Source organism: Amycolatopsis coloradensis, assembly GCF_037997115.1.
Classification (GTDB): Bacteria; Actinomycetota; Actinomycetes; order Mycobacteriales; family Pseudonocardiaceae; genus Amycolatopsis; species Amycolatopsis coloradensis_A.
Genome location: NZ_CP150484.1, coordinates 1,251,997 through 1,273,621 on the forward strand (window position 1 = coordinate 1,251,997; position 21,625 = coordinate 1,273,621).

The window sequence follows — 21,625 nt, forward strand, 5'->3', positions numbered from 1 at the left end:
CTTCCCTCGGCTCAACCGAGGGAAGGGGGCCTTCACGCGCGATCAGCTCAGGTGCGCTGTTTCGATCGTCCGAGGATTCGACGGCGGCCGTGGCCGTTGGTGCGTTCCTCGTGCAGTTCCTTCAGCGACAGCATCATCGCGTCTTCCTGCTTCATCAGCGGGTCGTTACGCAAGTCCTTCCAGACCGACACGCACAACCCGACCATCACGAACACGAACGGCACCGCGATCAGGATGGTGAGGTTCTGCAGACCGGTCAGCGCCTTGTTCCCGCCGACGAGCAACATCACCGCCGCGACGGCGCCCATCAGCACGCCCCAGAAGATCACGACGCTCTTCGTCGGATGCACGCTTCCGCGTTGGGACAAGGTACCCATCACCACCGACGCCGCGTCCGCACCGGAGACGAAGAAGATGGACACCAGGATCATCACCAGGATGGCGATCGGGATGAACCACGGCAGTGTCTCGAGCAGTTCGAACGTCGCCGACTGGGCGCTGCCCGCGCCCGCGATGTCCGTCCCGGCCCGTTGCCTGCTGATCGCCGCGCCGCCGAAGATCGCGAACCAGATCAGACTCACGACGCTCGGGATCGCGATGACACCGAAGATGAACTGCCGGATCGTGCGGCCGCGCGAGATCCGCGCGATGAACATGCCGACGAAGGGCGTCCACGAGATCCACCAGGCCCAGTAGAAGACCGTCCAGCCGCCGAGCCAGGTCTGCATCTCCTCGCCGCCGGTCATCCCGGTGCGGCCCGACATCTCCGCCAGCTCGCGGAAGTAGTCGCCGATGGCGCCCGGCACGATGTTGAGGATCAGCACGGTCGGCCCGACCACCAGGACGAACACCGCGAGTACCGCGGCGAGCACCATGTTGATGTTGGACAGCCACTGGATGCCCTTGGCCACACCGGAAACCGCCGAAGCGATGAACGCGATGGTGAGGATCGCGATGATCGCGACCAGCAGGCCCTTGCCTGGGTCGTCGATCCAGCCGACGGCGCCCATGCCGCCACCGACCTGGAGCGCGCCGAGGCCGAGGGAAGCGGCGGAACCGAACAGCGTGGCGAAGATCGCCATGATGTCGATCGCCTTGCCCAGCGGGCCTTCGGTGCGCCGCTTGCCGATCAGCGGCGCGAACACCGAACTGATCAGCTGGCTGCGACCCTTGCGGAAGGTGCTGTAGGCGATCGCGAGACCGACGACGGCGTAGATCGCCCACGGGTGCACGGTCCAGTGGAACAACGTCGTCGCCATCGCGGTGTGGACGGCTTCGTCGGAATTCGGGGCCGCGGTGCCCGGGGGCGGGCTCGCGAGGTGGGAGACCGGTTCGTACACCCCGAAGAACATCAGGCCGATGCCCATACCGGCGCTGAACATCATCGCGATCCAGGACGACGTCCGGAATTCGGGCAGTTCCTTGTCCCCGCCCAGCGGGATCCGGCCGTAGCGGCTTATGGCCAGACAGACCGCGAAGAGCACGAAACCGCTCGCGGTCAGCACGAAAGCCCAACCGCCGTAAGGGATCACGGCGTCGTTCAACAGGGTCGACGCGACACTCGCCAGGTTTTCCGGGGCCAGCACGCCCCAGACGATGATCGCGAGCGCGAGCACCGCCGCCACACCGAAAACGGTCCGGTCGGTCTCGGCGGGTCGTTCGGAGGCGAGGTCGAGGGGGACGTGCTCATCGGGCGGGTGGCCCGGACCCGTCGTGTCCGGTGCGTGGGCAAGGTCGGCCGCGGTCTCCGCGACGACCTCTTCTTCCGCTTGTTTACCGTCCTGCGAACTCATGTTCAGTGACGCGCCGACTGCGGCGCGCTCTCCTTCCGCCCGATGTTAACCCGTTTGCACCACTGCACCCTAACCAGAAAACTGGTAACCGGCAGAAAATACGGGCGAAGTGGTTTAAAGCCGTGATTGCGGGCTTGACCTCGGCGGATGCCCGGTCGGAAGCGGGCTTCGGGCGGGAACGTGGCGCTCGTGACACCGGGCCTCGCGGCCCCGGTGACCTCAGATCGTGGCGCCGCCTCTCCAGAAGGGCCTGCCGAGCGGGTCTCCGCCGGCGGTGTCCGGGCGGCCCTGGCGCGTGTGGTTGCGCTCCAGGAGGTAGCCGACGAGGGCGATCAGGGCGAGGGTGACGATGATTGCTGTCATGGCAGTAAGTTTGCGCCACTCGACATCCTGCCAGAAGTGGCAGTTCTGTCGTTGTGCGGCAAAATCCTGCCAGCTATGCTCCGGCCCATGCTGAAAAGCGTCGCCGTGGTGCTGCTGGACGATTTCGCCGCCTTCGAGTTCGGTGTCGTCTGCGAGGTGTTCGGCTACGACCGCACTGATGACGGAGTGCCACTGCTCGACTTCCGCGTGTGCGGGGAGCGGGCGGGAGAACCGCTCAGCCTCGGCCACGGCGTCAAAGTGACCCCGGGACACGGTCTCGAAGCGACCGAGGACGCGGATCTCGTCGTCGTCCCCGCCTGCGACGTGCGCGCCGAATATCCGCCCGCGGTGCTCGAAGCGCTCCGTGCGGCTTCGGAGCGCGGCGCCACGCTGCTTTCGGTCTGCACAGGCGCGTTCGTGCTGGGCGCCGCCGGGTTGCTCGACGGGCGGCGGTGCACGAACCATTGGCGCCACAGCGCGGCGTTCCGGAAGCGGTTCCCGCAGGCCCAGCTGGATCCGGACGTTCTCTTCGTCGACGACGGCGACATCGTCACCAGCGCGGGCACGGCCGCCGGCATCGACGCCTGCCTGCACCTGGTCCGGCGCGAACTCGGCTCCGCCGCGGCCACCGCGATCGCGCGGCGCATGGTGGTGCCGCCGCAACGGGAAGGCGGGCAGCGCCAGTTCGTCGAGGTGCCGATCCCGGAGTGCACCGGGGACAGCCTGCAGCCGGTGCTCACCTGGATGCTCGACACCATCGCCCACGAACATCCGGTCGCCGATCTCGCCCGCCGGGCCCGGATGTCCGAGCGCACCTTCGCGCGCAAGTTCGTCGCGGAGACGGGCACCACGCCGCACCGGTGGCTTTCGACACAACGGGTTCTGCACGCGAGGTCGTTGCTGGAGGAGACGACGATGAGCATCGACGAGGTCGCGCGCCGCTGCGGCTTCGGCTCGGGAGCCTTGCTGCGGCACCATTTCCACAAGGTCGTCGGCGTCTCCCCGCAGGACTATCGCCGGACCTTCGCGCCGCGGCGAGTTTGACCTTCCTTCAGGCGGAACGCCGTCCGACGGCCTCGAAGATGTTGTGTGCCAACAGGTCGGCGCCTCCCCGCTTGCCGATGGCGTGCCAGCAGCCCCAGGCGCCCCTCAGGGCCAGCCCGAGCCCGCAGCCGATGGCGAGGCCGATGATCATCTCGCCGCCGGAAACCCCGGCTTCCTGACCCAGCATGAACACGACGACACCGAGGACGGCGATCGGCGCGCCGATCACGATCGCGGCCACACCCCGGAGCGCACGCCTGCGGCAATTCGTCTCGAAGCGTTCGACGTACGCACCCAGTTCGGTCACGGGCAGGACGCTAACGGCGGGTGCGGGGACCGGTCCCTAGTCCTTCGGTGCCTTGTTGAACAGCCCGAGGGATTGAGCGAACGCCGCCCCGCCCGCCAGGAAGACGAGCGGCAGCGTCTTCGCCCAGAAGGCGCCGACGTCGAGCGAGATGAGCAACGCGAGCAGTCCTCCCGCCAAGGCGGCCAAAACGAGCATTCCCAGTGCGACGCGGGGTTTCGAGACCATGTGCCCTCCAAAGAAACGGTTCGGAAGAGCAAGCCTCGCGACGGTTCCGCCGCGGAAAGAGGTCATTTTTGCCGCGTCGGGACTTTCAGAGCGAGCCCCAGGAACGGGCGCGTTCCAGCAGCCTGTCGCGGATGAGCGTCACCACCGGCCGCGTCGTCCCCGACCGGTGTGCGAGATGGATCGTGTTGAGCGGCGGCACCTCCGGGGAGTGCACGATCGAGACCGAGCCCGCTTCGAGCGCGGCCGAGGCGATGTAGTGCGGCAGCACGCTCACCCCGGCGCCCGCGACGACGACGGCGAGAATCGCGCGGAGGTCGGGGACGACCATCGCGACACGGTTCGGCGGCCGCCGCCCGAATTCGCTGCGCCAGTAGCGGCGGATGATCGGCAGATCGTCGGCGTACGCGATCAGCGGCAGATGGGCCAGCGCGGGTACCGGGTCGGTCGCGAGCAACGCGGGATCCACGCTCCGCGCGAGCGCGGGCGCGGCGACGAGGACGAATTCCTCGTCGATCAGCGGAATGGCGGTGATCCCGCGCTGCCGTGGGCGGACCGAGGAGATCACGAGGTCCAGGCGCGCGGCTTCGAGCGCGGACAGGAGCTCGTCGGCGAGCCCGAGGGTGACGGTGATGCGCAGCCCGCGTTCGGTCAGCGGGGCGAGCGCGGGCAGGAACCGCGTCGCCATGCCGTCGCTCGCGCCGCCCACCGCCACCCGTTCCCGGTACTGGACGTCGTCGTCGGCTGCCGTCAACGCGCCTCGCAGTTCGTCGATGCGGGTGCCGATCCTGGCGGCGAGTTCGGCCGCGCGGGCCGTCGGGGCCGCGCCCTGTCGCGACCGGACGAACAGCTGCTCGCCGAGTTCTGCCTCGAGCTTGAGCAGCTGCCCGGTGACGGCGGGCTGGGTCAGGCCGAGTTCCGCGGCGGCCGCGGAGAGCGAGCCTTGACGGTAGATGGCCAGGAAGGTCGCCAGCCGATCCAAGTTGGGCATGCAAGTCACCTCCCATAAGAAATCTTATGGATCGTAGCCGCCTGGGCGGAGTACGCGCGGCGAAGACCTCGTTGAAGCCGGCAGTGGGGCACATCGCCCCGGAAGAACGAAGGGAACACTCATGGCGCGGATCCTCATGATCGTCTCGGCCGCCGCCCACGTGCGGCTCACCGACGGCACCGACCACCCGACCGGGTTCTGGGCCGAAGAGGTCGCCGAATCGCATCGGGTGCTCGCCGCGGCGGGTCACCAGGTGGAGATCGCGACCCCGGCCGGGCTCCGGCCGACCGTCGATCCCATCAGCCTCGACGAACGCGGCGGCGTCGACCCGGCCGAGGGCGCGAAGTTCGCGGAATACCTCAAAGGGCTCGATCTTTCGGCGCCGCTCAAGCTTTCCGACGTCTCGGCCGACGCCTACGACGCCTTCTACCTGCCGGGTGGGCATGGTCCGATGACCGACCTAGTGGACGACGCCGATCTCGGTGCCCTGCTGAACGCCGCCGACGCGCGGGGCAAGACCATCGCCGCGCTCTGCCACGGGCTCGCCGCCTTGCTCGGCGCGCGTGGCGATGACGGCTCGTTCACCTTCGCCGGCCGCTCGATGACGTCCTTCAGCGACGAAGAGGAGCGGCAGGGCGGGCTGGGCGACAAGAGCCCGTTCTTCGTCGAGACCCGGCTTCGGGAACAGGGCGCGATCGTCACTCCGGCGACCGCCTGGTCGAGCGAGGTCGTCGTCGACGGAAACCTCGTCACCGGGCAGAACCCGCAGTCCAGCGTCGCGACCGCGGAGCGCGTGGTGGAGCTCCTGAAGACCGCGTGAGCAGAGGTCGGTGACCGCCGGGTTTGCGCCGCGGCCGGATCCGGGCATACGATCAGGGCAGTCGTACAGGACGAATGCCCTAGGAGGTGAACGGTGGCAGGATCCCCCGCCGCGGCGCGCGGTCAGCTCGTTCGGCGCCGGTTGCTCGACGCGGCCGTCGCGCTCGTGCCCGAGCTCGGCTGGTCCGCGGTCAGCACCCGGATCCTGGCCGAACGCGCGGGTGTCACGCCGAGCGTCGTGCACTATCACTTCCCTTCGCTGCAGGCCTTGTTGATCGAGGCCGTGCTGGGGGCGATGCGCGAGGTCGCCCTCGCCTTCGAGCCGGCGCTGGAAACCGTCGAAACGCCCGCGGACGCGGTCGACGCGCTGCTGGCGTCGGTCGGTGGTTACTCCGGCACCGACCCGATGTCGTTGCTGTTCGCGGAGTCCTACCTCGCCGCGACTCGCGACGACACTCTGCGCCAAGGCATCCGCGAACTGCTCGCCGACCTGCGCACCCGGCTCGGCGGATGGCTGGCGCGGCATGGGGTGGCCGACGCCGAGGACACGGCCGCGGTCCTTCTCGCGGCGGTGGACGGGCTTCTGCTCCATCGGGCGCTCGGGCCGGATTCGGGCGCTGTCTCTCCCGCCGTCCTGCGCAGACTGGTCGACTGAACCGAAAGGGAGGACACCCATGAAGGTGGCGATCTGCGGGGCCGGGATCACCGGGCTGGCGCTGGCGCACCGGCTCGCGACGCTGGACGTCGAGGTCGTGGTGCTGGAGCGGGCCGCGGGGCCGCGCGAGCAGGGCTACATGATCGACTTCTTCGGTCCCGGCTTCGACGCCGTCGAGGAGATGGGCCTGCTGCCTCAGGTCGAAGACGTGGCGTACCGGGTGGACGAGGCGAGTTTGCTGGACGAGCGCGGTCGCCGCCGGGCGGCCATCGACTACGTCCAGTTCGCCAAATCGGTGCGGGGCAGGCTCTGCAGCATCATGCGGCCCGATCTGGAACGTGTCCTGCGCACCGGACTGCCGTCCACAGTGGACGTCCGGTTCGGTGCCGGGGTCACGGGAGTCGAGGATCTCGGCGACCGGGTGCGGGTCACTTCGGCGGACGGCGGGACACTCGAAGCCGATCTGCTGATCGGGGCCGACGGGATCCATTCGACCGTGCGGCGGCTGGTCTTCGGTGAAGAGAACCGGTTCTTGCGTCATCTCGGGTTCCATACGGCGGCCTTCGTTTTCGAGGACGAGGAGATTCGTGCGCGGGTCGGGGAGCGGTTCTGCCTGACCGACACGGCCGGGATGCAGATGGGTTTCTACGGTCTTCGCGACGGCAAGCTCGCGGCCTTCGCCGTGCACCGCACGACGGATCCGGCCTTGCCGGACGACGCGCGAGCGGCCCTGCGCGCGACCTACGGTTCGCTGGGCTGGGCGGTACCTCAAGCGCTCGCTCTGTGTCCGCCTTCCAACGAGGTGTACTACGACCAGGTCGCGCAGATCGAGATGCCGTCCTGGAGCCGCGGCCGGGTCGTACTCGTCGGCGATTCCTGTTACGCCGTCTCCCTTCTCGCCGGACAAGGCGCTTCACTGGGGATCGCGGGCGCGTTCGTGCTGGCCGAACAGCTCACCCGGTCACCCTCGATCGAGTCCGCGCTCGCCGAGTACGAAAAACTGGTCCGCCCGGTGGTGACCGAAAAGCAGCAGGTCGCCCGCCGCGGCGCCCGATGGTTCCTGCCCGCCAACCGATTCCTGCTCCAGGCGCGCCGGGCTTTCCTTCACGTGGCACGCCTTCCCGGCCTCGAACGCCCGCTCGCGGCCGCCGTCACCGGCAAGTCGACGGCGCTGGTGACGAATCTGAGGCATGGGGCCGAGATTCGGACCCGATGACGTTCCGGCCGGCTGTTTCGCATTTAGTCACCTGAATGCGTGGTGTGGCAAAGGTTGAGCGTTCTGGCTGGAACTCCGACCCCGTGTCGCGTCACGCTGATCACGCCCGGCCGGGCGGAGACTCCCCGACGCTGCTGCCGCTCCTGCAACAGCTGTGGGTTGGCCTTAAGGTCCGGCGACCGCGCACGAGCCGGATGCGCTTCGCGGCGACAAGGCATACGCGTCCCGCGCGATCCGACAGCACCTGCGCGAGTGCGGCGAACCCGGAGACCAGCTGGTGCACCCGCAAACGCCGCGGCAGGCCCGTCGGCCTCGACGCTCACGAACCGCAATGTGATCGAACGCCGGTTCTGCCGAACGAAGTAATGGCGCGGCCTCGCCACCCGATACGACGAGCACGCGATCGACTGCCGAGCTGCAGTCCTCATCCACTCGCAATAGCAGTGATCCACGCTTTGTCAGGCACGCCCTAAATGCGTGGTGTGGCTGGGCGAGTCGGATTCGGAGGCTTCACCGGGGGTCGGCTTATGTCCTGAGGTGCATGGTGTTGCGTCTTGGTGTGCCGGTGGGGTCGAGGTAGGTGGGTGGGGTGAAGTCGGGGAGTCCGTCTTGGGCGATGTGGACTTTCCATTCGTTGTGGTGGATCAATCGGTGGTGCTTCGTGCACAGGAGCACGAGGTTGTCGATTTTGGTTTCGCCGTGGTGTCGCGAGAAGACGATGTGGTGGGCGGTGCAGCGGGGTACGGGCATGTCGCAGCCGGGGAAGGCGCAGCCGCCGTCGCGGAGGGTGAGTGCGTATTTCTGGGCGAGGGAGACGGTGTGTTTGGAGCGTCCGATGTCGAGGGGTTCGCCTGCGGTGCCGAGGACGCCGGGTCGGACGCGGGCGTCGCAGGCGAGGATGCGGGCGTCGGTGGCGCTGATCGGTCCCGCCAAATCTAAATGTGCTTCACCGAGGTCGTTGATCAGATCCTCGTAGGACATGGTGACGAGGATGTGGGTGGCTTCGCCTGCTTGGCCGGGGAGGTTGTGGCTGGTGGTCTTCAGTCGGACGTAGTCGGTGAAGGCGTCTCCGTAGCGTTCGTCCTGGGTGCGGGAGTCCCGCATCTCGTCGATGGCCTTGTGCGGTTTGGCCATCGGATCCAGGTCGGATTTCAGGCGGGCGTAGGTTTCGAGGTCGAGGGTGGCTTTCAAGCCGAGGGTGCCGTCGCGGTGTTTGACGGACCGCAGCTCCGGCCGGGTGTCTTTGGGGTCTTCGTTGCGGGGTTCTTTGCCGTCGGGGTCGAGTTCGTCCAGCAGGCGGCGTCCGGCGCGGGCGATCTGCCGCGGCCCGGCATGACGAGCCAGTTCGACCAGGATCTTCTCTCCGGCCCGCACCTCCTCTTCCGGCACGCTGGAGGGAATGCGGGCGAGGGTGCGGATGATGGCGTCGATCTGCGACCCGCCGATCGCGCCCTCGGCGGCGGCTTGGGCGGTCAGCGGGGCCAGGGGTGGTTCGGGGTCTCCGCCGATAGCAGGGCCGGGATGCGAAGCGAGGACCCGGTCGGCTCGGGCGCCGGCTTCCTTGTCCGTCACCAGGAAATCCTCGAAAATCAACGCCGCCAACGTCGAATGACCCGAACATCCGCGAACACCGCGGGAATTGATTTCCGCCAGGATCGCGTTCTGCTCCGCATCCGCCCGCCGCTTCACAACCTCCAGTTCCTGCTTGCGGGCATGCAGCGTCGCGGTGTCGACGCGCCACCACTCGGTGGACGTTCCCGGAGCTGCATCGTTGCTGGCCACGACNGTCGCGGTATCGACGCGCCACCACTCGGTGGACGTTCCCGGAGCTGCATCGTTGCTGGCCACGACACCGACATTACTCCGAATAGAACACCTGTACCATCGCATATTCAGACTAATCATGCCTCATCAATGCATGAAGATTAACCTGCTCCAATAAATGATGATGGCTATGTCGTGTTGCCGCACAAGCCAAAAGGTAGAAGCGCCAGCCGGTAGCGCTGCGACGAATAACCCGTCCCAGAACCCGAATCCGTGATCACCACGTGGGATGCGCGGAGACGCCTCCGTCCACGGTCAGGTTGTGCCCGGTGATCCACGCCGAGAGCGGCGAGGCGAGGAACAGGCAAGCGTTCGCGACGTCGCCGGGGGTGCCGAGCCTGCCGAGGGGTGCGGCCTGTTTCCAGCGGCGGACGCCGTCCGGCCAGTCGTCGCCGAGGTCTGGCCGGTCGATCAGGCCGGGGGAGACGGCGTTGACGCGCAGGCCTCGCGGCCCGTATTCCAGCGCGGCGGCGCGGGCGTGCATGACCAGGGCGGCCTTCGCGCTGCTGTAGTGCGCGTGTCCCGGCGCGGGATGGGTCGCTTCGATCGACGCGATATGGATGACGCTGCCGCCGTCCATCACCTCGGCGGCGGCCTGCGTGCACGAGAACGCGCTGGTGAGGTCCGCGTCGAGGACGGCGCGCCAGCTCTCCGCCGACATTCCCGGCAAGGGCTCTATCGGCTGCATGCCGGCGTTGTTGACCAACGTGTCCAGGCGTCCGGTCCATGCCGCGGCGGCGGCCACGAGACGTCGGCATTCTCCGTCGTCGGTGAGGTTGGCGGAGAACGCCTTGGCGGTGCCGCCCGCTTTCTGAATCCGCCCGACGACGGCGAGCGCGGAGGCTTCGTCGCGGTGGTAGTGCACGGCGACGGCGCTGCCCGCTTCGGCGAAGCGCAGGGCGATGCCGTGGCCGATGCCACCGCTGGCCCCGGTGACGAGGGTCGTGGTGCCGCTCAGGTCGAGCATCGAGGTCCTTTCCGCAGCGCGAGGACACCCGCGACGACGAGGAAGACCAGACCCGCGACGACGTAGCAGTTTCCCAGCCACTGCTGGGCGGTCGTCCACGTCTGGCCCGGCCGGTCGAAGGCGGGAAAGTACCGGAACGGTGCCGCCACGAAGACCGTGGCGACGACCCCGGTGACGACGAGCCAAACCACCGCCCGGCGCCTGAGCGCCACGTAGGCGGCAGTGGTGAACAGTGCCGGAGCGACCCACACCCAGTGGTGTGACCACGACGTCGGCGAGATGAGCAGGGCGAACGTCGCGTTCAGCAGCAGGGCCGGCACCACCGCCGAGCGGTACATGGTCAGGGTCACCAGAATAAGCAGGACCCCGGTGAGGATGATCCACAGCGGTTTCGCGGCGCTCTCGACACCGAATCGCGCCAGCACGGCCTGCAGGGTCTGGTTGGTGTGGAACGAGGTGCCGCTGATGCCGGACGCCCCGGCGAGGCCGCCGAGCCAATAGCGCGCGGAAGCCTCCGGGGCAACCGCGAACGCGACGGCGGAGGCGGCCACGAACGTGCCCGACGCGGTCAGCGCGCCGCGGAAGTCCTTGCGTACCAAGAAGAACAACAGGAACGCCATGGGCGTCAGCTTGATCGCGGCCGCGAGACCGACGCCGATGCCCCGGTAGCGGCCCCGGGCCAGCAGGCAGTCGGCCGCGACGAGACCCATCAGCACCAGGTTGATCTGGCCGAAGCCGAGCGTCTGGCGGACCGGTTCGAGGAAGAGCGCCGGCGTGATCGCCAGCGACGCGACGAGCAGCGCCTTCCGCCGGTCCCCGGACGGCCACAGCGTGCGGGCGATCCCGTAGAAGGTGATTCCCAGCGCGGCCAGGCTGAGCGCGAACAGCAGCAGCACCGCGCCGTTCCATGGCACCAGGGCCAGCGGGGTGAGCACCAGTGCGGCGAACGGCGGATAGATGAACAGCAGGGGGATGCCCGCGTCGGAAAGCGGCAACGCGCCGTAGAGGTCGCCGCCGGTCCACAGGGTGTCGACGCCGAAGCGGTAGATCTCGAGGTCGCTGTGGGAAGCGCCCGTCGTCGCCCAGGCCACGGCGCACGCCAGCACCAGCGCGGCGAACGCGCCGACCGGCCACCAGGTCCGACCGCGCGACTTGGTGGGAGACATCGCGTGGTGACCCTTCGGACGTGCGTCGATGATCCTGACTGTACCCCGACGGCGACAAGCGACTTCCGTCGGCAGTCAGCGCTCCGTCATTGGTCTAGACTTTTCCTTCCCAGTGTGGTGAAAGGGACCGGTCCATGCGCGGAACGACGGTGTTGCCGAGGACGCCTTGCCTCGAACCGAAGGCGGGGGAATTGCCACTGCATCGGCTGGAGGTCCGCGCGCCGGACGCTCTGCCGTTCACGGTCGGCACATTCGACACGATCGGGCCGATGTCGCGGGCTGCGTTCCCGCATCGGCACACATTCTACGAAATCGTCCATGTCACCGGCGGTACCGGCGACCACGTCATCGATTTCACCCGCTGGGAATTGGGGCCGCCGCAGCTCGCGGTCATAACACCGGGGCAGGTACACCATTGGGATGCCCGCGATCTCAGCGGATTCGTCGTGTTGTTCACCGACGATTTCCTGCTCGAACATCCGTCGGATCGCGAAACCCTGCGAAGGCTCAGTCAGCAGCCGTGGCGGCTCGACGAACGCGCGGCCGAGGAGACGGCCCGGATGGTCGCCGAACTGGACGAGGAATTCCGTTGTGGTGGTCAGGGTACCGATTCGGTGCTCCGGGCCCTGATGCACGTGCTGATCGTGCGGGCGGGACGCCTTCCAGGATTGGCGGACCCGCGCCCGCCTGCCAGGGCGCAGGCGGTGGGCACCGAATTCGCCCGGCTGCTCGGCAGGCCCGATCTGGGGCTCTGGTCGGTCGGCGCGCTCGCGGAGCGGATCGGGGTCACCCCGGGATATCTCACCGACGCGGTGAAAACGGCGACCGGCCGGACGGCGGCACAACTGATGCGTGAGGCGCGGACAAGGGAGGCGAAACGATTCCTGCGCGGTACGGATCTGACCGTGCGTCAGGTTGCCAGCCGGGTCGGATTCGCGGATCCCGCCTATTTCTGCCGGTTCTTCCGGCGGGAAACGGGGTTGAGCCCCGGCGATTACCGCAGGACCGGTGACGCGCCCCCGGAGATTCACCACGACTGACCACCCCAGTCCATCGTCCGCAGCTGATCTTCTCCATACCGTCGAGGGTGATTCCCGAAGCCCCCACGAGGAGCAGGTATGGACGAAGAAAGCAAACTCAGCCGGAAGACCGTGCTGAAGGCCGCGATCGCGGCGGGTGTGGCGGCTCCGGTCGCGTTGATCGGAGGCCCCGCCCTCGCGCGCACCACCGTCGCGAACGGCCAGGCACCCGAGCTGACCCCCGCCTGTGACGACGGTGACGACCCGACCCCGCCGCAGACCGAAGGTCCCTACTTCAAGCCGAATTCGCCGCAGCGGACGTCGCTCGTCACGCCGAACACGCAGGGCACGAGGCTCACCGTGTCCGGCTACGTCTTCGGCCTCGGATGTCTTCCGATCTCGCGGGTGCTGCTGGACTTCTGGCAGGCGGACGTCAACGGCGCCTACGACAACGTGGGGTACACCTTCCGCGGTCACCAGTTCACCAACGACCAGGGCGCGTTCTCGCTGAGCACCATCGTGCCCGGCCTGTACCCCGGCCGTACGCGGCACATCCACGTCAAGGTCCAGGCGCCCGGCAGGCCGGTGCTGACCACGCAGCTGTACTTCCCCAACGAGCCGCGCAACAACACCGACTCGATCTTCGACCCGCGGCTGCTGATGACCGTCCGCGATCAGCCTACCGGCAAGCAGGCCGCGTTCGACTTCGTGCTGAACGTGCCGCAGACGCCGACGTCGACCTCGCGGCCGACCAGTACGACGCCGACGACGTCGACTTCGACCTCCAACCCGCCCGGCGGGACGACCTGGGCGGCGGGAACCGGCTATTCCGCGGGCGCCCGGGTCACCTACAGCGGTCGCGGTTACGTGTGCTTGCAGGCGCACACCGCCCAGCCCGGCTGGGAGCCGCCGTCCACACCCGCGTTGTGGCGCGCGGAGTGACGGACAGCCGCTGCGGAGGGAGATAAACGCGGGTGGACTCCCGCCGCCGGGTCCCACACCCGGCGGCGGGGTTCACCCGCTTCCTCATGGGGTGGGGTTTTCCTCACCCCAAGTAGGAGCTTTGCTTCAGTGCGCCGCTCCCGGTCCGCGGACGATGATCGTCTTCGACATCGGAGCGAAGGGGTGGACGGTAATGACACAGCGCCGGAAACGGTGGGGGAGACGCGGATTGGTGGCCGCGGCGGTGGTGGTGACGGGGGCGGTGCTCGCTCCCGCGACGAGTCCGGCTCTCGCGGCGGAGACGACCTCCGCCTGGCGGGATCCGGTGCGGTCGCTGGACCGGGCGGCACATCCGTTGCGCTCGACCGAGCCCGGCCGGAGCACCGCCGATCTACGGGCGCTGGGCGGGATGATCGGCGGCGCGAAGGTGGTCGGCCTCGGCGAGGCGACCCACGGCTCTCACGAGTTCTTCACCATGAAGGAGCGGGTGTTCCGCTATCTCGTCGAGGAGAAGGGCTTCCGGGCTTTCGCGCTGGAGCTGAGCTGGTCCGCGGGCCTGGAGATCGACGAGTACGTCCAGGGCGGGAAGGGTGACGCCCGGGAGATCGCCAAGCGGACGCTGGCCGGTTCCCCGTGGGACCGCGAGGAGTTCGTCAGCCTGATCCGGTGGATGCGCGATCACAACCGCGCGCACCCCGGCCGCACGGTGCACTTCGTCGGTGACGACCTCGGCGCGCCATCGGTGAACGACGGGTTCTTCGCGCGGATCACCGACTACATCGGCCGCCATCACCCGGAGGCGCTGCCCCGGCTCAACGAGCTGTACACCGGGCTACGCCCGATCGACGACGCGTTCGCTTACTTGCGCAAACCCGTCGACGAGCGACAGCGGCTCGCCACGCAGGCGGAGCAGGCCTTCGAGTTGGTCAAGGGCCTGACCGGCGCGGACGCCTACGGCTGGACCGAGCAGCACGCCCGGTTCGTCGCGCAGACCGCCCGCTTCCTCGCCGTCGACCTCGCGGATCCGAAGGGCCTGCCCGCGGCACAGATCCTGCGCGACCAGGCGATGGCGCAGAACGTCGCCTGGTGGCAGCGGCGGACCGGGCACAAGATCCTGCTCTCCGCGCACAACGCCCACGTCGCGTACATCCCCGACATGCCGGCGGTCTACCCGAAGACCCAAGGCGCCTTCCTGCGCGAGACGTTGGGCCGCGGCTACCTGCCGATCGGGTTCAGCTTCGACGAGGGTTCCTTCTTGTCCAAGGACACCGCGGTGGGCGGGGAGTGGAAGCGGTTCTCCGTCCCGGCAGCGCCGTCCGGGACGAACGAGGACACCCTCGACCAGGTCCGGTTCGAGGACTTCTACCTGGACCTCCGCACCGCGCCGCCCGCCGCCCGCGCCTGGCTGGACACCGCCCGGCCCACCCGCACCATCGGCACGCTGTTCCCCGTCGACCCCGCGGCCATCTCGCTCGGGCGGTCCTACGACGTCGTCATCCACCTGCACGACGTCCGCCAGGCCGATCTGAGAAGGTAGTGACGTCGCGCCCGTTTAGGGGTTTTTAACCCGGTTTCCCTGGCGTGCCGCGACGGATCTCGGTAGTAGTCGAAGTGTTCCGGTACCCCCTTTGTTCCAGTACCCAGCGGAGGAAATCCCTGATGTTCAAACGGATGCTCAGCGCCTTCGGGGTCGGCGGTCCGTCCGTCGACACCGTGCTCGACTCACCGCACGCCGTTCCCGGCGAGGTGATCACCGGCCAGGTCCGCATCCAGGGCGGTTCGAGCGACGCCCAGATCGAGGAGATCCTGCTTTCGCTGGTCACCCGGGTCGAGGTCGAGCGTGGCGATCACGAGCGCGCCGGGACCGCGGAGTTCCTGCGGGTCAGCGCGGGCCGCAAGGTGAAGGTGACGGCGGGGCAGCTGACCACGGTGCCGTTCCAGATCGCCCTGCCGTGGGAGACACCGATCAGCGCGGTCGGCGGACGTGAACTGCCGGGCATGGTCGTCGGTGTGCGGACCGAACTGGTCATCGCCGGAGCGCCGGACAAGGGCGACCTCGACCCGGTGCTGGTCGGGCCGCTGGAATCGCAGGATCGGGTGCTGGAGGCGTTCGGCGAGCTGGGCTTCTCGTTCCGCAGCGCCGACGTCGAAGCCGGGCGGCTGCACGGCGTCCGGCAGGAGCTCGGGTTCTTCCAGGAGATCGAGTTCTTCCCGCCGTCGCGCTACGCGGGCCGCGTCAGCCAGGTGGAGCTGACCTTCGTCGCCGGCCCGGACGACCTCGTGGTGGTGCTGGAGGCCGATCGGCGCGGTGGCATGTTCCGCTCCGGCGGCGACTCCTTCGGCCGCTTCCACGTTTCGCACGAGGAGGCCCTGCGCACCGATTGGGCGGCGGCCATCGACGGCTGGCTGGCCAAGGTCGCCGAGTCCGGCGGCGGGCACGCCATGTTCGGCGGGCACCAGGAGCACTACGGCCACGACTACGACCACCACGGGCACCACGGCAGGCGTGGACCGGGGATGGGCGGCGTGGTCGCCGGTGCCGCGGCAGGCGTGGTCGGCGGCATGATCCTCGGCGAGGTCATGGAGGACGCTTTCGACGGCGGCGACGAAGGCTTCGAGGAGTGATCCGGCTCCTGGGCACACCGGCGACGGTGTGCCCAGGGGTCACTTCGCGGTCAAGGGCGCCAAAGCGGCGTCGACCGCGTCGGTGAGCCGGCGCGGATCGGCCTCCGCCCTGGCCACCACGTGCAGGCCCTGCATGACGACGAGCAGGAGCCGTGCCTGCGCCCCGCAGTTGATGTCCGCGCGGACCTCGCCGGACCGCTGGGCGGCTTCGAGTCCTTGCTTGATACCGGTTTCCAGTGCGTCGAATCCACTGTGGACGATCTTTCCGGCGGCTTCGTCGGCGGGTAGCAGTTCGGCGGCGGTGTTGCCCAGCAGGCATCCGCGTCCCGGGGTTTCCCGTGCCGCTTCGAGGACGCTGAGCAGAAGCTCACGCAGATGCGCGAGGACCGGTCCTTCGGCGAGAGTGTCCGCCTGGTTCGCGGCGCCGCCCGCGTAGCGTTCCAGCGCTCGCAGGAAGAGGGCGTGCTTGTCGCCATACGCGGCGTACAGGCTTCCCGGCAGGATGCCGAGGTCCTCCTTCAGATCGCGCATCGACGTGGCCGCGTAACCCCTCCGCCAGAAGACGTCGAGCGCACCCCCGATCACCTGGTCTTCGTCGAAGGAGCGCGGCCGTCCCGTGCGTGGCATGGCGTCATCGTACGACTTCTTGTTCATGCGTTCAAGAAGTCAACCGAGGAGTTCACATGGGGCGGCTCTTCCTGCACATCAACGTTTCGCTCGACGGGTACATCGCCGACGCCGCGGGCGACATCGACTGGCGGTTCGCCGACGACGAGTTCCAGGGGCATATCGACGAGCTGCTGGAGTCGATCGACGGCATGGCCTTCGGTCGCAAGGCCTATGAGGAACTCGCCGGCTATTGGCCGGCCGCCGGGGACGAGGTCTCGGCCACGCAGCGGCGCCGGATGCACGAACTGCCGAAGTATGTCCTCTCGCGCACGCTCCGAGCCACGAACTGGCACAACTCCCACGCGATCGAAGACGCCTCGGCGCTCGCCGGTCTCGAAGGTGACATCGCGCTCTTCGCCGGGGGAGGGGCCGCGACGTCCGCCGCCGGGCTCGGGCTGTTCGACGAAGTGCGGCTCGTGATGAACCCGGTGCTCCTCGGCGGCGGGACGCGGCTGTTCGATGGCGAGTACGCCAAGACGGCGCTCACGCTCGTCGACGACCGACGGTTCGCTTCGGGCGCGCTGCTGCTCACCTACGCCGTCGCGCGTTAGCCGGCCGCCCGGGGCTCAGGTGTACCAGGTGGGTTCCGGGAGTTCGTTCAGCAGCGCGTACGCGCCGACTTCGCGGCGCTTGTAGGCCACCGGATCGTGCAGCGAGTGCGTGCGCAGGTTCCGCCAGAAGCGGTCCAGGCCGTATTTCGTGGCGCTCGCCCGCGCGCCGGTCAGCTCGAAGATCTTCGTGCCGATTTCGAGGCCGGTTTCGATCGCGCGCTATTTGGCGGCCGAGATGAGGACCGCGACCTCGCCGCGGGCCCCGGGTGTCAGGTCTTCGCGCGGTGCGTGCAGCACGGCGGAAATCGCGGTTCCGGCCTTGTCCGCCAGTGCCTCGGCCGCCCACAGCTTCGACTGGAGATCGCCGTAGCCGTCGAGGATGTACCACTCCTCGCCGGCGGAGGTCTTGTTGTCGCCGCCGTACGGCCACGCGCGGGTGTGTTCGCGCGTGTACGCCAGCGCGGTTTCCAGTGCCCCTTGCGCGATGCCCAGGTAGAAGTTGGTGAACACCAGCTGGATCGCCGGGACGTTGAGCGTGTTGTAGGTCAAGGGACGAAACTTCTTGTCGACGTAGCCTGCCGCGCTCGCCCACGGGACGCGCACGCCGGAGATGGTCACGCTGCCCGATTCGGTGAGCCGCTGGCCGATGTTGTCCCAGTCGTCGTGGAAGACGATACCGTCCTGTTCGGACGGAACGATGGCGAAGACATGGTCCTCGGTGCCTTCGAGAACGCCTTCGAGCACGGTCAGGTCGGAGACCTTGCTGCCGGTGGAGAACGACTTGTGTCCGTTGTAGACGATCTCGTCGCCGTCTTCGGTGATCTTCAGATCGGAGTCACGGGGATTGACCGCGCCACCGAAGACGAAGTTGTTCCGCGTGTACAGTTCTTCGACCGCGGCGATCTGCTCGTCGGTCGCCACCAGCCGGGCGGCCCATGCCCAGAGGTAGTGGTAGCCGAGCAGCTGGCCGATCGAGCCGTCGCCGCGCGCGACCTCGCGGATCACGTGGTAGGCGGTCTCCCAGCTCTGGCCGCCACCACCGTGTTCGACCGGGCCGAGCAGGGTCACCAGGCCGGAATCCTTGAGTAGTCGTATTTCCGCGTAGGGCGTCTCGTTCCTGCGGTCCCGCTCGGCGGCGTCCACCGCGAGTTCGGCGGCGACGTCTTTCGCGGCCGCCAGCCATTCACTGGCTGATCGGATCCGGTTCTCGGTCGTGGTCATGGGCGAATTCCGTTCTGTGCGAGGGTGAACGGGATTTCCGGGCAGGACGGAGTGCCCGGAAATCCCGGGTTTTCACCGAATTGGGCGGACACTGATTCAGGCCGTACAGAGCATGCGTCCGAGTAGAGCAGTGGCACTACGGGGTGTCAACGAACGTCCGCGCTCTGGGACCGGGGTAATCTCCGGTCGTGCCGGATCACGTTGATCACATTCTTCGCCAGTGGGCCGAAGCCCGTCCCGACCTGGACGTCTCCCCGATGGGGGTCATCGGGCGGCTGACCAGGCTGACCCGGGTCCTGGAGGGCGAACTGCGCAAGACGTTCGCCCGCCACGACCTCGACCGGTCGTCGTTCGACGTCCTGGCGACCCTGCGCCGGGCGGGCACGCTGACCCCCGCCGACCTGATGCGTTCGGCGATGATCACCTCCGGCGCGGTCACCCAGCGGCTCGACCGGCTCGAACAACGCGGACTGGTGGTCCGCGCGCCCGACGAGACGAACGGCCGCCGCGTGCTGGTCGACCTCACGGAGGAAGGTCGCGAGCTCATCGACCGTGCCCTGCCCGATCACGTGGACACCGAGCACCGGCTCCTGAGCGCGATCAGCGCCGAGGAACGGGACGAGCTGGCCGCCTTGCTGCGAAACCTGTTGCGGTCACTGGGAGACGTCGCCCTCGACGACTGACGCGCGAACCTTCTCGGGTGCTCGTTTGACTTAGCGCTAAGCATCAAATAGCTTAGCGCTAAGAGGTTCGCGGGATCGTCCCGCGCGCCGTCGATCCTTCTGGAGCGAAGCACCCCAGGGGCGGAATCGCCGTGCCCGCAGGGGTTTCTTCGTCATGCTCGTGAATCGAGAGAGAAGAAATGGTCACCCGAACCGAAAACGCGCACTCGACCCGGAAGGGCTGGGCCGGGGTCGCCGCCATCACCGCCAGCCTGTTCGTCTTCCTCACCACCGAACTGATGCCCGTCGGCCTGCTCACCCCGGTGAGTTCCAGCCTGGACATCTCGGTGGGCGCCGCCGGCCTGATGGTCACGCTCTACGGCGTCTCGGCCGGGCTCGGCGTGCCGTTCGTGGTCGCGTGGACGCGGCGGATCAACCGGCGCGTCCTGCTCTCCGCGTTGCTCGCGATCCTGACCGCGGGCAACCTGATCACCGCCCTCGCGCCCGGCTATCCGCTGGTACTGGCGACCCGGCTCGTCATGGGCTTCGCCAACGGCGCGTTCTGGGCCATCGGCGTGGGGATGGCGATGCGGATCGTCCCCGGCCGCCACGCGAACCGGGCGGCGGCGGTCGTGATGTCCGGTATCTCCGTCGCCACCGTGCTGGGGATGCCGCTGGGCACCGTCCTGGAGCGCCTCGTCGGCTGGCAGGCCACGTTCCTGATCTGGAGCGGGCTCAGCGTCCTGGTCTTCCTCGCCGTGCTCGTCCTGGTCCCGTCCCTGCCGTCGGCGAACGCGGTCCCGGTCCGTGAGGTCTTCGGCCTGCCGCGGGTGAACGCGCGCCTGCGATCGGTCCTGATCACGGTGGTCCTGTTCGTGCTCGGGCACTTCGGTGTCTACACCTTCATCCGGCCCTTCCTGGAAGGCACTTCGTCGGCGTCGCCCGCCTTCGTCACGGTGTGCCTGATCGTCTTCGGTGCCGGGGGAGCCGCGGGGAACTTCGTCGCCGGGTATTTCGTGGCGAAGAACGTGCTCGTCAGCTTCGCGGTCGGAGCGGCCGGGCTCGTGGCGTCACTGTTGCTGCTGCTCGCGACCGGTCACGGGCAGGCTGGGGCGATGATCGCGCTCGTGCTCTGGGGACTGTCCTACGGCGTGGTGCAGCTGAGCCAGCTCACCATGACGCAGCGGTCCGCACCCGACACGTTCGAGGCCGCCATGTCGCTCAACACCTTGGCGTACAACACTTCCATCGCGCTGGGCGCGTTGTTCGCGGGGCTGCTCGCGGACCACGCCGGGATCACCAGCGTGGTGTGGTTCGGCGTGGTGCTGACCGCGGCGTCGCTGCTGTTCACGGTCGGCACCCGCCGGACCTGATCAGAACCAGTGCAGGCAGTGCGGCGAACGCTCGGTACGGAAGAGAGCGTCGGCGAGCGCGGCCGCACCCGGGTGATGGGCTCGGACGCGTCCGGCCCGCACGAGCAGGCTCGGGGTGGTGCCGCCGAGATAGATCGAGCCCAGGTCGCTCACGTCCAAGGAGAGGTCGGGTTCGCTGTCGGTCGGCACGCAGTCCGCCTCACCGCCCCGGACGGTGAGCAGGTACCGGCCGTGCTCGCCGAGCGCCGGGTCGTCGACGTCGAGGACGATCTCGCCGTCGGTGGACCAGCCGCGTGCGGTGAGCGCGCGGGGCACGTCCAGCGGCCGCACCCAGAGCCAGTCCGTGTCGCCGCCGACTTCGCCGGCACGGAAGTCCTCGAGCTGCCACCGCAGCGGATGGTCGGGCGGGCAGTGCTCGAACACGACCTCGGTCATCAGGTCGTGGTCGAGCACGAACCGGGCCAGCGCCGTGGACACCTCGTCGTCGACGGCGATGGTCTCGTCGACGGTCAAGGTGCTCGGTTCGGTGAGCGAGTACGAGGCGTACCCGTCCGGAACGCCGTCGGCGTCTCGGTGGACGGCGATGTGGCGCGATGCCCGGGAGATCGGCGGCTGCCCGGCGCCCAAGGACCACCAGCGGTGCGGCCGCGACAGCGCGCCGGGCCGGGCACGGCGATAGCGGTCGTAGACCTCCTCCAGGAGCCCGCCGCACTCGGCCCGGCGCAGCACCTCGATCGAGCCACCGGCCGTCCCGCCCGCGAAGGCGGCCCGATGGCGCTGCACCGTCAGACGCCGGGTGTAGGTCGCCGGGCCGTAGCCGAACCGCCGGTAGATCAGCGCCTCCGACGCCAGCAGGACGGAGAGGAACTCGCCCCGCTCCCGGAACTCGGCGAGCTGATGCCGCATCATCGCGCTGAGCACACCTCGCCGCCGGTGCGAGGGCAGGACACCGACGGCGGTCACCCCGGCGGCCGGGACGACGACCTCACCGGGCAGGGTGAGCTCGAAGGAATACGCGGCGGCCGTGCCGACGGGCCGCCCGTCCTCCGTCACCGCGAGCAGGCCGCGGTCCAGTTCGAGCGCGGACCAGGTCTCGCCCGCGGTGTCCGGGAAACGCGCGAACGCGGTGAACATCGTGTCGACGAAGACGTCGCGGTCCTCGGCGGTCGTGGAACGGATCTTCATCGGCACAGTGC

General features: G+C 68.5%; 21 protein-coding genes and 1 pseudogene. 11 read left to right on the plus strand and 11 right to left on the minus strand.

Annotation, left to right across the window (positions count from 1 at the left end):
- Positions 1-47: 47 nt before the first annotated feature.
- Together LCL61_RS05530 and LCL61_RS05535 are read right to left on the minus strand one after the other, a co-directional pair.
- Positions 48-1,793, minus strand: coding sequence for a BCCT family transporter (locus LCL61_RS05530; RefSeq protein WP_340685833.1), 1,746 nt, complete (start codon positions 1,791-1,793; stop codon positions 48-50).
- A gap of 219 nt (positions 1,794-2,012) precedes the next feature.
- Positions 2,013-2,156, minus strand: coding sequence for a hypothetical protein (locus LCL61_RS05535; RefSeq protein ID WP_340685834.1), 144 nt, complete (start codon positions 2,154-2,156; stop codon positions 2,013-2,015).
- 87 nt (positions 2,157-2,243) lie between these two features.
- Here LCL61_RS05535 and LCL61_RS05540 point away from each other — a divergent pair, with 87 nt between their 5' ends.
- Positions 2,244-3,200, plus strand: a complete 957-nt coding sequence (locus LCL61_RS05540) for a GlxA family transcriptional regulator (RefSeq protein ID WP_340685835.1) — start codon at positions 2,244-2,246, stop codon at positions 3,198-3,200.
- Positions 3,201-3,207: 7 nt separating this feature from the next.
- Here the strand turns inward: LCL61_RS05540 and LCL61_RS05545 are convergent, their stop codons facing one another.
- The 3 genes from LCL61_RS05545 to LCL61_RS05555 all read right to left on the minus strand — a co-directional run bounded on the left by LCL61_RS05545 (position 3,208) and on the right by LCL61_RS05555 (position 4,720).
- On the minus strand, positions 3,208-3,507 hold the full coding sequence (locus tag LCL61_RS05545; RefSeq protein WP_340685836.1) for a hypothetical protein: 300 nt from the start codon (positions 3,505-3,507) through the stop codon (positions 3,208-3,210).
- Positions 3,508-3,543: 36 nt separating this feature from the next.
- Entirely contained in the window at positions 3,544-3,732 is a 189-nt protein-coding gene (locus LCL61_RS05550; RefSeq protein ID WP_340685837.1) for a hypothetical protein, read from the minus strand.
- Positions 3,733-3,817: 85 nt separating this feature from the next.
- On the minus strand, positions 3,818-4,720 hold the full coding sequence (locus LCL61_RS05555) for a LysR family transcriptional regulator (protein WP_340685838.1): 903 nt from the start codon (positions 4,718-4,720) through the stop codon (positions 3,818-3,820).
- Between the two features lie 121 nt (positions 4,721-4,841).
- Here LCL61_RS05555 and LCL61_RS05560 point away from each other — a divergent pair, with 121 nt between their 5' ends.
- The 3 genes from LCL61_RS05560 (at position 4,842) to LCL61_RS05570 (ending at position 7,410) form a co-directional block, all read left to right on the plus strand.
- The gene (locus LCL61_RS05560; RefSeq protein ID WP_340685839.1) at positions 4,842-5,540 is read left to right on the plus strand and encodes a type 1 glutamine amidotransferase domain-containing protein; all 699 of its coding nucleotides are present in this window, start codon (positions 4,842-4,844) and stop codon (positions 5,538-5,540) included.
- A 93-nt stretch (positions 5,541-5,633) separates the two neighbouring features.
- A complete protein-coding gene (locus tag LCL61_RS05565) occupies positions 5,634-6,194 on the plus strand; it encodes a TetR/AcrR family transcriptional regulator (RefSeq protein WP_340685840.1) in 561 nt (186 codons plus the stop codon).
- 19 nt (positions 6,195-6,213) lie between these two features.
- The gene (locus tag LCL61_RS05570; RefSeq protein ID WP_340685841.1) at positions 6,214-7,410 is read left to right on the plus strand and encodes an FAD-dependent monooxygenase; all 1,197 of its coding nucleotides are present in this window, start codon (positions 6,214-6,216) and stop codon (positions 7,408-7,410) included.
- Positions 7,411-7,935: 525 nt separating this feature from the next.
- Here the strand turns inward: LCL61_RS05570 and LCL61_RS05575 are convergent.
- From LCL61_RS05575 to LCL61_RS05585, 3 genes are all read right to left on the minus strand, one after another.
- Positions 7,936-9,192, minus strand: a complete 1,257-nt coding sequence (locus LCL61_RS05575; protein ID WP_340688500.1) for an HNH endonuclease signature motif containing protein — start codon at positions 9,190-9,192, stop codon at positions 7,936-7,938.
- A 259-nt stretch (positions 9,193-9,451) separates the two neighbouring features.
- On the minus strand, positions 9,452-10,201 hold the full coding sequence (locus LCL61_RS05580; RefSeq protein ID WP_340685842.1) for an SDR family NAD(P)-dependent oxidoreductase: 750 nt from the start codon (positions 10,199-10,201) through the stop codon (positions 9,452-9,454).
- On the minus strand, positions 10,189-11,367 hold the full coding sequence (locus LCL61_RS05585) for a glycosyltransferase 87 family protein (protein WP_340685843.1): 1,179 nt from the start codon (positions 11,365-11,367) through the stop codon (positions 10,189-10,191). Before LCL61_RS05585 ends, LCL61_RS05580 begins: the two co-directional genes overlap by 13 nt.
- A gap of 134 nt (positions 11,368-11,501) precedes the next feature.
- On the opposite strand from LCL61_RS05585, the gene LCL61_RS05590 reads away from it, so the two are divergent.
- The 4 genes from LCL61_RS05590 to LCL61_RS05605 all read left to right on the plus strand — a co-directional run bounded on the left by LCL61_RS05590 (position 11,502) and on the right by LCL61_RS05605 (position 15,953).
- Positions 11,502-12,407 carry an AraC family transcriptional regulator gene (locus tag LCL61_RS05590; protein ID WP_340685844.1) on the plus strand — a complete coding sequence of 302 codons (906 nt, stop codon included), beginning with the start codon at positions 11,502-11,504 and terminating at the stop codon, positions 12,405-12,407.
- Between the two features lie 78 nt (positions 12,408-12,485).
- Positions 12,486-13,328, plus strand: a complete 843-nt coding sequence (locus LCL61_RS05595; protein WP_340685845.1) for a carbohydrate-binding protein — start codon at positions 12,486-12,488, stop codon at positions 13,326-13,328.
- Positions 13,329-13,560: 232 nt separating this feature from the next.
- Positions 13,561-14,865, plus strand: coding sequence for an erythromycin esterase family protein (locus LCL61_RS05600; RefSeq protein ID WP_340685846.1), 1,305 nt, complete (start codon positions 13,561-13,563; stop codon positions 14,863-14,865).
- Positions 14,866-14,987: 122 nt separating this feature from the next.
- Complete coding sequence (locus tag LCL61_RS05605; protein ID WP_340685847.1) at positions 14,988-15,953, plus strand: sporulation protein; 966 nt, start codon at positions 14,988-14,990, stop codon at positions 15,951-15,953.
- A 39-nt stretch (positions 15,954-15,992) separates the two neighbouring features.
- Here LCL61_RS05605 and LCL61_RS05610 read toward each other — a convergent pair whose 3' ends face one another.
- On the minus strand, positions 15,993-16,580 hold the full coding sequence (locus LCL61_RS05610; RefSeq protein ID WP_340685848.1) for a TetR/AcrR family transcriptional regulator: 588 nt from the start codon (positions 16,578-16,580) through the stop codon (positions 15,993-15,995).
- 56 nt (positions 16,581-16,636) lie between these two features.
- Here LCL61_RS05610 and LCL61_RS05615 point away from each other — a divergent pair, with 56 nt between their 5' ends.
- Entirely contained in the window at positions 16,637-17,173 is a 537-nt protein-coding gene (locus LCL61_RS05615; protein WP_340685849.1) for a dihydrofolate reductase family protein, read from the plus strand.
- A 15-nt stretch (positions 17,174-17,188) separates the two neighbouring features.
- Here LCL61_RS05615 and LCL61_RS05620 read toward each other — a convergent pair.
- A pseudogene (locus LCL61_RS05620) lies at positions 17,189-18,394 on the minus strand (acyl-CoA dehydrogenase family protein).
- A 188-nt stretch (positions 18,395-18,582) separates the two neighbouring features.
- Between LCL61_RS05620 and LCL61_RS05625 the strand changes: the two are divergent.
- Together LCL61_RS05625 and LCL61_RS05630 are read left to right on the plus strand one after the other, a co-directional pair.
- Entirely contained in the window at positions 18,583-19,077 is a 495-nt protein-coding gene (locus tag LCL61_RS05625) for a MarR family transcriptional regulator (protein ID WP_340685850.1), read from the plus strand.
- Between the two features lie 179 nt (positions 19,078-19,256).
- Entirely contained in the window at positions 19,257-20,429 is a 1,173-nt protein-coding gene (locus LCL61_RS05630) for an MFS transporter (RefSeq protein ID WP_340685851.1), read from the plus strand.
- Here LCL61_RS05630 and LCL61_RS05635 read toward each other — a convergent pair whose 3' ends face one another.
- Positions 20,430-21,614, minus strand: coding sequence for a GNAT family N-acetyltransferase (locus LCL61_RS05635; protein WP_340685852.1), 1,185 nt, complete (start codon positions 21,612-21,614; stop codon positions 20,430-20,432). It lies immediately after the preceding gene.
- Positions 21,615-21,625 lie beyond the last annotated feature (11 nt).

Excerpts from the sequence above, each read along its gene's own strand:
- LCL61_RS05615 (WP_340685849.1), top strand. The coding sequence starts at position 16,637 with ATGGGGCGGCTCTTCCTGCACATCAACGTTTCGCTCGACGGGTACATC.
- LCL61_RS05610 (WP_340685848.1), bottom strand. The coding sequence starts at position 16,580 with ATGCCACGCACGGGACGGCCGCGCTCCTTCGACGAAGACCAGGTGATC.
- LCL61_RS05530 (WP_340685833.1), bottom strand. The coding sequence starts at position 1,793 with ATGAGTTCGCAGGACGGTAAACAAGCGGAAGAAGAGGTCGTCGCGGAG.
- LCL61_RS05635 (WP_340685852.1), bottom strand. The coding sequence starts at position 21,614 with ATGAAGATCCGTTCCACGACCGCCGAGGACCGCGACGTCTTCGTCGAC.
- LCL61_RS05535 (WP_340685834.1), bottom strand. The coding sequence starts at position 2,156 with ATGACAGCAATCATCGTCACCCTCGCCCTGATCGCCCTCGTCGGCTAC.
- LCL61_RS05590 (WP_340685844.1), top strand. The coding sequence starts at position 11,502 with ATGCGCGGAACGACGGTGTTGCCGAGGACGCCTTGCCTCGAACCGAAG.
- LCL61_RS05550 (WP_340685837.1), bottom strand. The coding sequence starts at position 3,732 with ATGGTCTCGAAACCCCGCGTCGCACTGGGAATGCTCGTTTTGGCCGCC.
- LCL61_RS05560 (WP_340685839.1), top strand. The coding sequence starts at position 4,842 with ATGGCGCGGATCCTCATGATCGTCTCGGCCGCCGCCCACGTGCGGCTC.
- LCL61_RS05570 (WP_340685841.1), top strand. The coding sequence starts at position 6,214 with ATGAAGGTGGCGATCTGCGGGGCCGGGATCACCGGGCTGGCGCTGGCG.
- LCL61_RS05585 (WP_340685843.1), bottom strand. The coding sequence starts at position 11,367 with ATGTCTCCCACCAAGTCGCGCGGTCGGACCTGGTGGCCGGTCGGCGCG.
- LCL61_RS05580 (WP_340685842.1), bottom strand. The coding sequence starts at position 10,201 with ATGCTCGACCTGAGCGGCACCACGACCCTCGTCACCGGGGCCAGCGGT.
- LCL61_RS05630 (WP_340685851.1), top strand. The coding sequence starts at position 19,257 with ATGGTCACCCGAACCGAAAACGCGCACTCGACCCGGAAGGGCTGGGCC.
- LCL61_RS05595 (WP_340685845.1), top strand. The coding sequence starts at position 12,486 with ATGGACGAAGAAAGCAAACTCAGCCGGAAGACCGTGCTGAAGGCCGCG.
- LCL61_RS05555 (WP_340685838.1), bottom strand. The coding sequence starts at position 4,720 with ATGCCCAACTTGGATCGGCTGGCGACCTTCCTGGCCATCTACCGTCAA.
- LCL61_RS05605 (WP_340685847.1), top strand. The coding sequence starts at position 14,988 with ATGTTCAAACGGATGCTCAGCGCCTTCGGGGTCGGCGGTCCGTCCGTC.
- LCL61_RS05540 (WP_340685835.1), top strand. The coding sequence starts at position 2,244 with ATGCTGAAAAGCGTCGCCGTGGTGCTGCTGGACGATTTCGCCGCCTTC.